We start from the raw sequence: 12,841 nt of genomic DNA on the forward strand, positions 1-12,841 counted from the left end.
CGCTGGCCGGCCACAAGGATTGCTCGCCACGGGGAATCGAGGAGAACACCGCCGCCCCGTGACGTGCGCTCGGGGAGATTCCTGGCGCACAGCGGGGAAACTCCCGGGAATGACTGGAGTGTGCGACGAGTCGAATACCGTGCCGAATTCGCCGTTGGGTGATGCGCCACCGCGGGCGGAATTCGGTGGTGCGTATCGGTGGCCCACCCGGCTTTCGGGGCCGGTGCGAGCGGGTGCGGACGCTCGCTCTCAGGCGCGGTGCTTTCCGGCGGGCTCGTAGATCCGTACGGCCTGGCGGGAAAGGCGGGCGACGAGTATGCCCAGGGCTCCGCCGAGAGTGTTGAAGAGCAGGTCGTCGACGTCGACCGTGCGGCCCGCGGCCATGACGAACTGGGTGGTCTCGATGGCCGCGCTGGCCAGGAAGCAGGAGCCGATGGTGAAAGGGGCGCCGAGGGCGGGAAACGAAAGGGTCAGAAGGGCGGCCAGGGGGGTGAACATGACGGCGTTGGCGATCTGGAGACGCACGATCATGTCGCGTTCCTCGGCGAAGAGGCCGGCGCCGGCGTAGCCGCTCGGTTCCCACATTCCCTCGCCGGGAATCCAGGTGATCGCGTGGCCGCCGGTGCCCAGCGGCTGGGTGGGGGCCACGGTGGCGGCCAGGGTGAGGCCGGCCCAGCACAGGAGAAGGGCCCGCGTCGCGCGTGCGGCGCGGCTCCCGTCGCCGCGGGTGAGCCACCAGGAGCCGGCCAGGCACAGCCCGACGGTTGCCGTGAGGAACAGGGCGATCGTCGCCGGGCTCACGTACAGCACGACTCGCCACATGCGCACGTCCTAGTCGGTAAGGCGTTCTGGTGTGGAGGGCGTCGCGGTCAAGCGCCCTGTCCCACGGATGCCCGGGCCGTGTTCGGCCCGGCGCTGACTCAGGGGCAGCGCCATTTGGTCACGAAGACCCGCTCCCGGTACTCCATGACGCCGCGAATGCACTCGTCCTTGTTGATCTCGTGTCTCCTGCTCAGTTCGGCGACACCGTTCGTTGTTCTCTTGTTGCCGAACCAGAGTTCCCATGCCGTGACGTTCGAGTCTTTTCGCTGCGAGCCGAGTCGGACGGTGATCTCCCCGCCCCTGTCGCGTACGTACCGGGCTCGCCAGGTGAAAGTCCCGGTCTTTCCGATCTTCCCGCCCTTGATGCAGAGCGAACCGTTGGTCAGCTTTCCGCAGCCCGCCGGCGTCGCGCTCGCCGGCGGGGCGAGGGCCACTGTACTGCCGAGAACGGCGGCCAAGGATATGGAAACTCCCAGCGTGTGTTTGGCGTTCATTCCCCTCCCCATCGAACTCTCGTTTCGATATGCGTGGGGCACCCGTCAGGCTTTATCACGCTACCCATTAGGTGCGGTCCACGCGGGGTATAAACACGCCAAAGGAAAGGAAGCGATCACTTGCCGGGACGTATCGTTTCCTCTTGTGCGAGGAAAAGGCGTTCGCTGATCGCGTCGTCATGATCCCGAATGCCACGCGGCGAGCCCGGGGCGCGGCCACCGCTTCTCACCAGGGGCGAGCGTCGCGGGCCGTGCGGAGCGGGGCGTGTTCGCGTCCGTCGCGAAGGCGCTCGCCGGCGTGGGCGTGGCCAGGGGTCGCGTTCTCTCGTGGCGCCGCCCGCGCGGGGGCGATCGGTACGGACCGGCGCGCGGCGGGGGCTCCTCGGCGCGGGGCGTGGCGCCGCCGCCGACCACGACGTACGCACCCCGAGCCCCAGCGGCCCCGCTTCGCCCCATCCGCCACGCCCGGCCCACCCCACGCGCCTCACCGCTCCGGTGCGGCCCCACCGGCAGCGGCACCCCGTCGGGCCACAGAGGTCCCTGCCCCGCTCGGAGGCCCCACGGCGGGGGCGGGGTGGGGGAGCGCGGTCCGTCGTACGGGGCGTGTCCGATATCGCTCCGCAGCCCCCGCGCCCGGCACCGTGGCGCGCGGCCGGCGGGGCCGGGGCACGTCGACCCCGCCCCCGTGCGGCCCCAGCCGGGGGCCCCAGCCCCGCGACCGGTCCGCCGCACCCCGCCCGGCGGCGCGCGCTCAGCCCCCGGCCGCCGCCCGGCGCCGCGCGCCGCGCCCGCTCAGCGTCCCGCGAGCGCCTTCACCGCGTCGGCGACGGGCGTCGTACCGTTGACCAGCTCCAGGGTCCGGCCGACGGAGGCCGGCTCGTCGAGGAGGGCGGCCAGGACCGCGGCCACGTCCTGCCGGGTGATCTCGGTATGGCCCGTCGACTCGGCGAGGGTGACCAGGCCGGTGCCGGGCTCGTCGGTCAGGCGGCCCGGGCGCAGGATGGTCCAGTCGAGCCCGGCTCGGGCGCGTACGTCCGCGTCGGCCGCGCCCTTGGCCCGCAGGTACGCCGCGAAGACCGGATCGGTGTCGGCGGTCGGCTCCCGGTCGGCGCCCATCGCCGAGACGACGACGAAGCGGCGTACGCCGGCGCTCTCGGCCGCGTCGGCGAACAGCACCGCCGCCGCGTGGTCGACCGTGCGCTTGCGTTCCGTACCGCTGCCCGGACCGGCCCCGGCCGCGAACACCGCCGCGTCCGCGGCCTCCAGATGGCGGGCCACCTCGGCGACCGTCGCCCGCTCCAGATCGCACACGACGGGCTCGGCGCCCGCCGCCAGCAGGTCCCCGGCCTGCTCCGGCCTGCGGATGATCCCCGCGACCTCGTCTCCGCGCCCGGCGAGCAACCGCTCCAGCCGTAGCGCGATCTGACCATGTCCACCTGCGATGACAATGCGCATGCTCCGACCGTACGCCGCGGCCCCGTGCAACCTTTAGCGCCACTCGTGGGTCTCCTCTTTCGTCCCTGGTCGTATGTCGGCGATGCGACCGTTTGTCGGCGACGGGCCGGACGCGGCACGCGGGCGTACGACGGGGCTCGGGCGCGGGGCTCGGCGTGCGCGGGGCTCGCGGCTGGGCCGCCACATCGCGTACGGGCACACCGGCGCGGGGCGGTGCGTACGACAGCGGCTTTGGTCGCGACCGGGGTGGGAGCCGTGCGGGGTGGCCGTTACGCGGGCGCCAGCGGCGCGCCGTGTACGTACCATCTTCAGGTCAGTTGTCTCGCGGTGAGCGCGTGGTGGTGCGAGGTGCGCCGACCCGCCGGCCGGGGACACGTCGTGATCCACATGAGAACCACATGTGGTCAAGAAGGGGAGCGCGGGGGAGGGCAGCCTCTTTCGTGCCGCCACGCTAGAGGAGCTAGCCATTACCGCCATCCGTAAGTCCCTGGTCGCTGTCGGCTGCACTGTCGCGCTCGCAGCCGGTTCCACTGCCTGCGGTAGCGAGGAGAAGCTCTCCTCGGAGCAGCGCGTTTCCCGCGCCACCAACAGCTTCGGCGAGCGGGACGCGATATCCGTTCAGCTGGCCTTCGACACCACTCCCGAGCAGATGCGCCTGTTCGCCGAGGACAAGGACGACCCGATGCCGCCGGAGGCGGCCGAGTTCCTGTCCAAGATGGAGGTGACGTTCTCGGCGCGGTCCAACAAGTCCCTGGAGACCTCCGGGGAGAAGGACGTGACGAGCAGCCAGCTCAAGCTGTCGGGCCCCGGCGGCGACGTGGCCGAGTACCGCCTGGTCGACAAGTCCGCCTACTACCGGCTGAACCTGAAGCAGTTCGCCAAGCTCAGCGGCGAGACGGCACCCCCGGTCGAGGAGCTCAAGAGCCAGCTCCCGGAGGGCTTCGAGGCCGGCAAGGCGATCCTCGACGGCAAGTGGGTCAAGATCGACGCCGCTGACCTGGAGACGATGCGGCGCGACATGACCGAGCTCTCGGAGTCCGAGAAGGGCGAGCCGGGCTCGGCCACCCCCACGGACGACCCCACGCTGAGCGCGGAGACCAGCAAGAAGCTGATGGAGTCCCTCCGCAAGGCCTTCGCCGGCCAGGTCACCCTGAAGGAGAACGGGCGCAAGGACGGCGCGGACCGCGTGCTGGCCACGGTGCCCGTCCGCCCGCTGGCGACGGCCATCGTCAACGGCCTGCGGCCGATCGCCAAGGAGCTGCCCGGCGGCGAGAAGGAACTGCCGACCGAGAAGGACCTGCGGGAGCTGCCGGACAACAAGGCCACGGTCGACCTCGCCCTCAAGGGCAACGAGCTCAGCGGCGCCACGCTGGACCTGGCCGAGTTCGACGTCGAGACCAAGAAGAAGCTGGCCGGCCACGGTGACGGAAAGCTGCTGATGAACCTGTCGTTCGACGAGCCCGTCGACGTCAGCGCCCCCGCCGGCGCCGTCAAGGTGGACATCAAGCAGCTCATGACGGGCCTCGGCTCGCTGTTCAGCGGCAGCATGGGCGAGGAGGACATGGCCGACGGCGGCGACCCCTTCGCCGACGAGACCGCCCTGGACGAGGAGTTCGCCGGCCTCGACTGACCGTCAGCCGCACCCGGCCGTACGGACGCCCACCACCGTGCCCCGTACGCCCCACGCGACTACCCCCGCCGCCCCGCCGGCCCGCCTTCGGGTGGACCGGCGGGGCGGCGGCGTGTGCGGGAGGGCGCGGAGGTCTAGCCCCGGGGCGGCTGGCGGCCGTCGCCGTGCGGCGTACGCGCCTGGCGGGGGAGGTCGAGCGCGACCACGGCGGCCGAGTCGCAGTACTCGCGCACCGCGCTGGTCCGTGCCACCACCCGGCCCCGGTGCACCACCACCCGGCTGTACGCGAGGGAGAGCGCGCCGGCCACGCTCTCGCCGCGCACGGCCAGCAACTCCGCGGGAAACCCCGCCTCCACTCGCACCTCGGGCAGCCCCATCGCCGCCCTGGCCTGGTCACTGACCGCCTCGTACGCCTCCGGTGGCGTCAGCCCCTCGCGCGAGGCGAGCAGGAACGCGGCCTCCAACGGGTCACCGCGACCCACCGGGTTGGCCGTGTCCCGCAGGGCGCCGCTCCCCGCTGCGACGCGTACGCCCGCCGCGCGCAACAGCCGCACCGGCGCGCACGGGGAGACGGGCGAGCGCCGCTCCTCCAGCGCGCCGCACTCCGCCTGGGGCAGGCAGCACACGGTGATGCCGGCCGCGGCGAGCTGGTCGGCCGCGCGCGCGGCGAGCTGGTGCGGCAGCCGGGTCAGGCCGCCGCAGGGGCCGAGCGTGACGCCGGGGCGCAGCCCGCCGGCCATCGCCGCGAACCGGGCGAGCAGCGCCGGATCGTCCCCGTCCAGATGCAGGTCGACGGCGCAGCCGTGCTCGGCGGCCAGCTCCAGCACGGCCTCCACGTGGCCGGTCGGATCGGGGTCGAGGTCCGGGCAGCCACCGATGACACCGGCGCCCATCTTCACCGCGTCCCGCAGCATCGCGAGCCCCTCGGCGCCGGCGATGCCGGTCAGCGTGCGCGGCATGGCCACCGCCGACACGTCGACGAGCCCGCCCAGCGCGCGGCGGGCGAGCAGCACCGCCTCCAGCGCGCCGAGGCCGGACACGTCCCCGACGCGCACGTGGGTGCGCAGCGCGGTCGCGCCGTGGCCGAGCTGGAGCAGCGCGGCCTCGGTGGCGCGGCGTTGGACATCGTCGGGGGCGTACGCGGCGGGGCCGTCCGCCTCGGCGGTGAGGGCCAGGTCCACATGGCCGTGGGGTTCGGCGGGGGCGGGCAGCAGCAGGTAGCCGCTGAGGTCGACGCGGGTCCCGGGGGCGAGGCTGCCCGCGGTGCCCACCGCCTCGACGCGACCGCCACTGAGCCGTACGTCGACGGTGCGCCCGTCCGCGAGCCGGGCGCCGCTGAGCAGCAGCGCGGTCGCGTCGGATGCCGCACCGTCGTTTCTGGGGGGCTGCTGCGGCTGGCTGTCGGGCATCGCGCTCCTGTGAGTGGCGAGAAGTGCGGGTCGGGGGAGGGCCGTGCCCCGTGGCTTCCGGCGGCCCGGTGGTCGCGGGGGCGGGTCGGGGGCCGGGCGGGGGCGGATGCTGGTCTCCGGGGTGGGGGCCAGCGCGGGCGACGGGGCGTGCGCGGGCGCACGGTGGCGCCGCGCCAAGATCACTCGGCGTGCCCCGAGCCTAGGGCGAGGTCGGGACGGCTTCGCGGAGGAGCCGAATAGTCGTACCGGTGTGGTGGCGGGGCGTTCACCGGCCGCCACCAGGCGGGCGGATACGGATTTCACGATCGGCCGCAGAGCGTGTAATGTCTTCATCGCTCGCCCCAATAGCTCAGTCGGCAGAGCGTCTCCATGGTAAGGAGAAGGTCTACGGTTCGATTCCGTATTGGGGCTCTGATGTGTGAGGTTGCCTACCCGGTTTAATCGGGTAGGTGCCACTCGCATCACAGCGGTGTAGCTCAGTCGGTAGAGCAAGCGGCTCATAATCGCTGTGTCACCGGTTCAAGTCCGGTCACCGCTACTGACAGTAGCCGATTGTGGGGTCGGTCCTTCGATCGGCTACTCTTTTCTGCGTTCATCCATCCGTCCCCTCGGGCTGATCCCCTGGGGCGGCCCCACGTTCAAGGAGCACTCACGTGGCTGCCACCGACGTCCGCCCGAAGATCACGCTGGCCTGCGTGGAGTGCAAGGAGCGGAACTACATCACCAAGAAGAACCGGCGTAACAACCCGGACCGTCTTGAGATGAAGAAGCACTGCCCTCGTTGCAACTCGCACACCGCGCACCGCGAGACGCGATAATTCAGGCTCGTTCACGAGGCCGCTCCCAGCCTGGGGGCGGCCTCGTGGCGTTCTACGTACAGATCACGACAGTCGCAGGAGGTGCGAGCGATGCCGCTCGACGAGAGCTACGTCGGACGGGCCTATCCGCCCACCGAGCCGTACGAGGTGGGTCGCGAGAAGATCCGCGAGTTCGCCGAGGCGATCGGGGAGACCAGTGGCGTCTACACCGACCCGAAGGCGGCGCGGGCGCTTGGGCATCCTGACGTGATCGCCCCGCCGACCTTTGTGTTCTCCCTCTCCTATCGCGCGGCCCATCAGGTCATTCACGACCCCCAGCTCGGCCTCGACTACAGCCGGGTCGTCCACGGCGACCAGGGTTTCCAGTACGTGCGCCCGGTGCGGGCCGGCGACTGGCTGTCGGTCACTTCCACCATCGAGTCGGTCAGAACCATGGCAGGTAACGACATCCTCGTCGTGCGCGGCGACGTGCACGATAAGGGTGGCGAACTCGTGGTGACCGCGCGCACGATGCTCGTGGCCCGTGGCGCTGACGGGAAGTGAGACAGATGACAGCGAAGGTTTCGTACGACGAGGTCGAGGTCGGCACCGAACTGCCCGGCCAGTCCTTTCCGGTGACCCGCGAGACGCTCGTGCGGTACGCGGGCGCGTCCGGTGACTTCAACCCGATCCACTGGAACGAGAAGTTCGCCCGGGAGGTCGGGCTGCCCGACGTGATCGCGCACGGCATGTACACCATGGCGGTGGCGATCCGCGTGGTCACCGACTGGGTGGGGGACCCGGCGGCCGTCGCGGAGTACGGGGTGCGCTTCACCAAGCCCGTCGTCGTGCCCAACGACGACAAGGGCGCGCTCATCGAGGTCAGTGCCAAGGTCAGCGCCAAGCTGGACGACGAGGCGCGTACGGTGCGCGTCGACCTCACGGCGGTCAGCGCCGACCAGAAGGTGCTCGGCCGCTCCCGCGCCGTCGTCCGCCTGGCCTGAGCGGCGCCGGGCGGCCGGGCCCACGCGGGGCCCGGCCGCCCGCCGGCGACCCGCGTGCCCGCGGTCGGTGGCCCGCGTGCCCCCACCCCGCCACCGTGGGCGATCTCCGCGAGCGGCCCCGAGTGCGAGAACCCCCGGCCCGCCGGCCGGCCTCGCCGGCCCGCGAGCCCCCGCGCGTGGCCTGGGCCGCGACGACGCCTCCCACGAGCCCGCGCCCCACACCCCCACGCCCCGGCCCCTCGGCCCGAGCGGCGGGAGGCCCCCTTGACGCCGGAAGTTATTGAGTAATAACTTAGCTCTATGGCGCACTCCACACCCCGTATGAGCGCGGACGAGCGACGCGAGGTCGCGGTCCGTGTGGCGATGTCGGAGTTCGCCAAGGGCGGGTACTACGGCACGTCCACCGAGGCCATCGCCCGTCGGGTGGGCGTCTCCCAGCCGTACCTGTTCCGGCTCTTTCCCAACAAGCGGGCCCTCTTCCAGGCCGCCGCCGAGCTGTGCTTCACCCGGACGACGGACGTCTTCGTCCAGGCGGCCGAGGGGCTGCGCGGCGAGGAGGCGCTGGAGGCGATGGGCAAGGCGTACTCCGAGCTCATCGTCGACCGCGAGCTGCTGCTCATGCAGATGCAGCTCTACGTCACGGTCGGTGGCACGGACGACGAGGCCATCGTCACCTACGTGCGGCAGGCGTGGACGGAGATGTGGGAGGCCGTGCGCACGCTCACCGGCGCCTCGAACGAGGAGCTCGACCAGTTCTTCTCCCGGGGCATGCTCATCAACGTGCTGGTGGCGATGGGGGTGCCCGGCAACAACGAGTGCTGGGCGGCCTTCGACGAGTACAGCAAGATCGCCGCGACGCAGGCGGCCGAGGCCGCCGGCGTCCATCCGAACCGACCCGCCGGACCGGGGTCGCCGTGAGTCGGCGCCGACCGGGCGGGCCAGCCCCGGCGCGGGCCGAGTAGCTCCCCTCCCCTCCTCGAAAACCGACGGCCGACCGCCAGTGGCGGTGAGCGGCGAAACGGACATCAACCCTGACGGGGTGCCAGACGCTTCGGTGTCGTGCCCCGTACGAGACCGGCGCGCGCCCTCGTGGGGTCCGCGCGTTCCTGTAACCCAGAAAATTAGTAATCAATAACTAATCTTTGGAGTCTTCCGTGCGGGCAGAGCGGACAACAAGCCGGGCCACCATGGTGTGGACCCTGGTCATCACCAGCGTCGCCGGGTTCATGGCGGCGCTGGACAACCTCATCGTCACCACGGCCATCCCCGACATCGGCAGGGAACTCGGGGGCGGGCTCGAGGCGCTCGAGTGGACCGTGAGCGGCTACACCCTCAGCTTCGCCGTGCTGCTCATGCTCGGCGCCGCGCTCGGAGACCGCTTCGGGCGCCGCCGGATGTTCCTGGTCGGCATCGCCCTGTTCACCGCCGCCTCAGCCGCCGCGGCGCTCTCCTCCGACATCGAGTTCCTGATCGCCGCCCGCGCCGCGCAGGGCGCCGGCGGTGCGCTGCTGATGCCGCTGAGCCTGACCCTGCTGGCCAGCTCCATCCCACCCGAGCGACGCGGGGCGGCGTACGGCATCTGGGGCGCGGTCAACGGGCTGGCGATCGCCTCCGGGCCGCTGATCGGCGGGGCCGTCGTCGAGCACATCTCCTGGCAGTGGATCTTCTGGCTGAACGTGCCCATCGGCATCGCCCTGCTGCCGCTGGCCCGGTTGCGGCTGGTGGAGAGCCGTGGCGCGGCCGACCGGCTCGACGTCGTGGGAACCGTGCTGGCCAGCCTCGGCCTGCTGGGCGTCATCTTCGCGCTGATCCAGGGCAACATCGACGGCTGGACGAGCGCCTCGGTGCTGGTCGGCTTCGGGGTCGGGGTCGTGCTCCTGGTCGCCTTCGTCCGCTGGGAGCTGCGCACCGACGCGCCGATGCTGCCGATGCGGCTCTTCCGCTCGCGCATGTTCAGCCTGGCCAACGCCGCGGGGGTGCTGATGTACCTCGGCATGTTCGGCTCGATCTTCCTGCTCACCCAGTTCCTCCAGCTCATCCAGGGCTACTCGCCGCTGGAGGCCGGCGTGCGGATGCTGCCGTGGACCGCGATGCCGATGATCATCGCGCCCCTGGCCGGCATCCTCACGGACCGGATCGACGGCCGGTACATCGTCGCCACCGGCCTCGCGCTGATGGCGACGGGCATCGGCTGGCAGGCGGCCATCGCCGACCCCGGCGTCTCGTACGCGGCGCAGGTGGCGCCCTTCGCGATCACCGGCGCGGGCATGGCCCTGTTCTTCGCCCCCATCGCGACCCTGGTCATGAACTCCGTACGGCCCCAGGAGCAGGGCATCGCCTCCGGAGCCAGCAACGCGCTGCGCGAGAGCGGCGGCACCCTCGGCGTCGCCCTGCTGGCCTCGATCTTCAGCGCGCGGGGCGGCCACGACACGCCCCACGACTTCACCGAGGGCCTCACGCCCGCGCTGTGGGTGGGCGCCAGCGCGCTGGCCCTGGGGGCGCTGCTGATCCTGCTGGCCCCGCGCCGCCGCCGGGTCACCGAGCAGCCGGCGGCGGACATGCCGGCGGCGCCCGAGCCGGCGCCGCGCCCCGCCCGGGTCTAGCGGGCCGAGGGGGGCGGCCCGGCGCCGACTGTCGGAGGGGTTCCGTACGCTTGGGCCCGTGCAGGAACTCCATGACGCCCCCCTCGCCCCGCTGACCACCTTCCGGCTCGGCGGCCCCGCCACGCGGCTGGTCACGGCCACCACCGACGCCGAGGTGATCGCCGCCGTCCGCGAGGCCGACGCCACGGGCACCCCGCTGCTCCTCGTCGGCGGCGGCAGCAACCTGGTCATCTCCGACAAGGGCTTCGACGGCACCGCGCTGCGCATCGCCACCACCGGCTTCGCGCTCCACACCGCGGGCCCCGAGGCCGGCGGCGCCACCCACCTGGAGCTGGCGGCGGGCGAGAACTGGTCGCGGGCGGTGGCCCGCACGGTGGAGGCCGGGCTCGCCGGCATCGAGTGCCTGGCGGGCATCCCGGGCTCGGCCGGGGCCACGCCGATCCAGAACGTGGGGGCGTACGGGCAGGAGGTCTCCTCGGTGATCACCGAGGTCGTGGCGTACGACCGGCAGGCCGGCGAGGTCGTCACGATCCCGAACGCCGAGTGCGGCTTCTCCTACCGGCACAGCCGTTTCAAGCAGCACCCGGACCGGCACGTCGTGCTGCGGGTGCGGTGCGCGCTGGAGGACGCGGGCGGGCTGTCCGCGCCGCTGAGGTACGCCGAGACGGCGCGGGCGCTCGGGGTGGGTCCGGGCGAGCGGGTGCCGGTCGGCGCGGCGCGCGAGACCGTGCTGCGGCTGCGGGCGGGCAAGGGCATGGTGCTGGACGCGGAGGACCACGACACCTGGTCGGCCGGGTCGTTCTTCACCAACCCGATCCTCACCGAGGCCGAGCACGCCGCCTTCGCGGCCCGGGTCGCCGAGCGGCTGGGCCCCGACGCGCAGGCGCCGGCCTACCCGGCGGGTGAGGGACTGACCAAGACGTCCGCCGCCTGGCTGATCGACAAGGCCGGCTTCACCAAGGGGTACGGGCAGGGACCGGCCCGCATCTCCGGCAAGCACACGCTGGCGCTGACCAACCGGGGCGCGGCCACCACCGAGGACCTGCTCGCCCTCGCCCGCGAGGTGGTGGCCGGCGTCCACGCCGCCTTCGGGATCACGCTGGTCAACGAGCCGGTCATGGTCGGCGTCGGCCTCTAGGCGGCAACCGCCTGCCGGGCGCCGTCCGACGGGGTCCACCTGGCGGGGCCACCGGCCGGAGGCTTGTCCGACGTCCACCCCCGTGGCCCGGACCCGGCGCGGCCCGCCCCGTCGCGCGGGCGCCTAGTCAGCCACGCCCACGGCCTGCCGCACGACCCCCGGGTCGTCGAGCAGGGCCAGCATCGCGTGGGCCAGGTCGGCGCGCCCGAGAGTGCGGGCGTCGCGTACGTTGGCGCCGACCGCCGTGCGGTACGTGCCGGTCAGCGGCTTGTCGAGCAGGCGGGGCGGTCGGACGACGGTCCAGTCCGTGGCCGACTCGGCGATAACCCGCTCCATGACCGCCGGGTCCGCGTAGATCTTCCGGAAGACCGCCCTGATCACGGGCCACATCACCGCCCGCCCCAGCATCGCCTCGCCCGGTGGGATCGCGCCGACCGGGGCCGCGCTGACCGCGACCAGGCGCCGTACGCCGCCGGCCTCCATGGCCCGCACGATGCCACGGGTGCCGGCCGAGGCGATCCCGGCCCGCTTGTTCGTCGGCGCGCCGACGCCCGACAGCACCGCGTCCCGACCCTCGACGGCGGGCCGCAGGGCCCGCGCGTCCGTGAGGTCGCGGGCGGTGACGACCGTCAGCTCCGGATGGGTCACCGTGAGCCGGGCAGGGTCCCTGACCACGGCCGTGACCTGGTGGCCCGCGTCCAGGGCCTGTCGTACGACGTGGCCACCCGTGCCACCGGTCGCACCGAACACCGTGAGTCGCACAGCTCCCCCTTGTAGGTGGGTAAGTATTCACTCACCACTAGGGTGAGTATCTACTCACCGCTACGTCAAGCCGCGCCGGAACCCGCTCGCGCCGATCGTCAGCACCGCCGCCACCAGGGAGCCCCCTCATGACCCCCACCCGGGCCCGGATTCTCGACGCCGCCGAGCGACTGCTGCGCACCATCGGCCTGGCCCGCACCACCACCAAGGAGATCGCGCGCGCGGCGGGGTGCTCGGAGGCGGCCCTCTACAAGCACTTCCGCAACAAAGAGGACATCTTCGTCCGCGTCCTGGAAGAGCGGCTCCCCACACTCGGACCGCTCCTCGCCGAGCTGACCGCCTATCCGGGGCAGCGGGACGTGACCGAGAATCTGACCGAAATCGCACGACGGGCGGCCGAGTTCTATGCCTCCAGCGTGCCGATCATCGCGGCGCTGTACGCGGAGCCGACCCTGCTCAGGCGCCACAACGAGGGGCTGCGCGAGATCAACGCGGGCCCGCGCCGCCCCCTGGACGGGCTCGCGGACTACCTGCGGGCCGAGCGTGCAGCCGGCCGCATCCGCCCCGACGCCGACTGCGACAGCGCGGCGGCACTGCTCCTGGGCGCCTGCTGCCAGCGCGCGTTCCTGCTCGGCGCGGACGCCAACGAGCCCGAACTCGACGACTTCGTCGCCGACCTGGCCCGCACGGTACTGCGCGGCATCGGCTGACCCCGCGCGGGCCGTGC

At 72.5% G+C, this 12,841-nt stretch carries 13 protein-coding genes and 2 tRNA genes; 10 read left to right on the plus strand and 5 right to left on the minus strand.

Annotated elements, in window-relative coordinates; translation table 11 throughout:
* Positions 1-249 precede the first annotated feature (249 nt).
* The 3 genes from ACFVFR_RS22645 to ACFVFR_RS22655 form a co-directional block, all read right to left on the minus strand.
* A complete protein-coding gene (locus ACFVFR_RS22645) occupies positions 250-822 on the minus strand; it encodes a VanZ family protein (protein WP_383704683.1) in 573 nt (190 codons plus the stop codon).
* Positions 823-920: 98 nt separating this feature from the next.
* Positions 921-1,280, minus strand: a complete 360-nt coding sequence (locus ACFVFR_RS22650) for a hypothetical protein (RefSeq protein ID WP_383704525.1) — start codon at positions 1,278-1,280, stop codon at positions 921-923.
* An 828-nt stretch (positions 1,281-2,108) separates the two neighbouring features.
* Positions 2,109-2,771 (minus strand): NAD(P)H-binding protein, encoded by a 663-nt coding sequence (locus ACFVFR_RS22655; RefSeq protein WP_383704527.1) that lies wholly within the window; start codon positions 2,769-2,771, stop codon positions 2,109-2,111.
* A gap of 400 nt (positions 2,772-3,171) precedes the next feature.
* Between ACFVFR_RS22655 and ACFVFR_RS22660 the strand changes: the two genes are divergently transcribed.
* Positions 3,172-4,401 carry a hypothetical protein gene (locus tag ACFVFR_RS22660; RefSeq protein WP_383704529.1) on the plus strand — a complete coding sequence of 410 codons (1,230 nt, stop codon included), beginning with the start codon at positions 3,172-3,174 and terminating at the stop codon, positions 4,399-4,401.
* Positions 4,402-4,535: 134 nt separating this feature from the next.
* Here ACFVFR_RS22660 and ACFVFR_RS22665 read toward each other — a convergent pair whose 3' ends face one another.
* The gene (locus ACFVFR_RS22665; RefSeq protein WP_383704531.1) at positions 4,536-5,810 is read right to left on the minus strand and encodes an amidohydrolase family protein; all 1,275 of its coding nucleotides are present in this window, start codon (positions 5,808-5,810) and stop codon (positions 4,536-4,538) included.
* A gap of 338 nt (positions 5,811-6,148) precedes the next feature.
* Here ACFVFR_RS22665 and ACFVFR_RS22670 point away from each other — a divergent pair.
* The 8 genes from ACFVFR_RS22670 (at position 6,149) to ACFVFR_RS22705 (ending at position 11,352) form a co-directional block, all read left to right on the plus strand.
* A tRNA-Thr gene (locus ACFVFR_RS22670) sits at positions 6,149-6,221 on the plus strand.
* Between the two features lie 54 nt (positions 6,222-6,275).
* A tRNA-Met gene (locus ACFVFR_RS22675) sits at positions 6,276-6,348 on the plus strand.
* Between the two features lie 115 nt (positions 6,349-6,463).
* Positions 6,464-6,628, plus strand: coding sequence for a 50S ribosomal protein L33 (gene rpmG, locus ACFVFR_RS22680; RefSeq protein WP_003956487.1), 165 nt, complete (start codon positions 6,464-6,466; stop codon positions 6,626-6,628).
* A 90-nt stretch (positions 6,629-6,718) separates the two neighbouring features.
* On the plus strand, positions 6,719-7,171 hold the full coding sequence (locus ACFVFR_RS22685; RefSeq protein ID WP_383704533.1) for a MaoC family dehydratase N-terminal domain-containing protein: 453 nt from the start codon (positions 6,719-6,721) through the stop codon (positions 7,169-7,171).
* Positions 7,172-7,176: 5 nt separating this feature from the next.
* Positions 7,177-7,611 carry a MaoC family dehydratase gene (locus tag ACFVFR_RS22690; RefSeq protein WP_383704535.1) on the plus strand — a complete coding sequence of 145 codons (435 nt, stop codon included), beginning with the start codon at positions 7,177-7,179 and terminating at the stop codon, positions 7,609-7,611.
* Positions 7,612-7,911: 300 nt separating this feature from the next.
* Positions 7,912-8,529, plus strand: a complete 618-nt coding sequence (locus ACFVFR_RS22695; RefSeq protein ID WP_383704537.1) for a TetR/AcrR family transcriptional regulator — start codon at positions 7,912-7,914, stop codon at positions 8,527-8,529.
* A 269-nt stretch (positions 8,530-8,798) separates the two neighbouring features.
* Entirely contained in the window at positions 8,799-10,214 is a 1,416-nt protein-coding gene (locus ACFVFR_RS22700; RefSeq protein ID WP_383704539.1) for a DHA2 family efflux MFS transporter permease subunit, read from the plus strand.
* Positions 10,215-10,272: 58 nt separating this feature from the next.
* Entirely contained in the window at positions 10,273-11,352 is a 1,080-nt protein-coding gene (locus ACFVFR_RS22705) for a UDP-N-acetylmuramate dehydrogenase (RefSeq protein ID WP_383704541.1), read from the plus strand.
* 123 nt (positions 11,353-11,475) lie between these two features.
* On the opposite strand, the gene ACFVFR_RS22710 is transcribed toward ACFVFR_RS22705, so the two are convergent.
* Entirely contained in the window at positions 11,476-12,114 is a 639-nt protein-coding gene (locus tag ACFVFR_RS22710; RefSeq protein ID WP_383704543.1) for an NAD(P)-dependent oxidoreductase, read from the minus strand.
* Between the two features lie 128 nt (positions 12,115-12,242).
* On the opposite strand from ACFVFR_RS22710, the gene ACFVFR_RS22715 reads away from it, so the two are divergent.
* Positions 12,243-12,824, plus strand: a complete 582-nt coding sequence (locus ACFVFR_RS22715; protein WP_383704546.1) for a TetR/AcrR family transcriptional regulator — start codon at positions 12,243-12,245, stop codon at positions 12,822-12,824.
* The last annotated feature ends 17 nt before the right edge of the window (positions 12,825-12,841 follow it).

This window comes from Streptomyces sp. NPDC057702 (assembly GCF_042799315.1).
Taxonomy (GTDB): domain Bacteria; phylum Actinomycetota; class Actinomycetes; order Streptomycetales; family Streptomycetaceae; genus Streptomyces.

Bases quoted from the DNA above. Each gene is read 5' to 3' on its own strand.
- ACFVFR_RS22715 (WP_383704546.1), top strand. From the start codon at position 12,243: ATGACCCCCACCCGGGCCCGGATTCTCGACGCCGCCGAGCGACTGCTG.
- ACFVFR_RS22700 (WP_383704539.1), top strand. From the start codon at position 8,799: ATGGTGTGGACCCTGGTCATCACCAGCGTCGCCGGGTTCATGGCGGCG.
- ACFVFR_RS22690 (WP_383704535.1), top strand. From the start codon at position 7,177: ATGACAGCGAAGGTTTCGTACGACGAGGTCGAGGTCGGCACCGAACTG.
- ACFVFR_RS22655 (WP_383704527.1), bottom strand. From the start codon at position 2,771: ATGCGCATTGTCATCGCAGGTGGACATGGTCAGATCGCGCTACGGCTG.
- ACFVFR_RS22645 (WP_383704683.1), bottom strand. From the start codon at position 822: ATGTGGCGAGTCGTGCTGTACGTGAGCCCGGCGACGATCGCCCTGTTC.
- ACFVFR_RS22685 (WP_383704533.1), top strand. From the start codon at position 6,719: ATGCCGCTCGACGAGAGCTACGTCGGACGGGCCTATCCGCCCACCGAG.
- ACFVFR_RS22665 (WP_383704531.1), bottom strand. From the start codon at position 5,810: ATGCCCGACAGCCAGCCGCAGCAGCCCCCCAGAAACGACGGTGCGGCA.
- ACFVFR_RS22695 (WP_383704537.1), top strand. From the start codon at position 7,912: ATGGCGCACTCCACACCCCGTATGAGCGCGGACGAGCGACGCGAGGTC.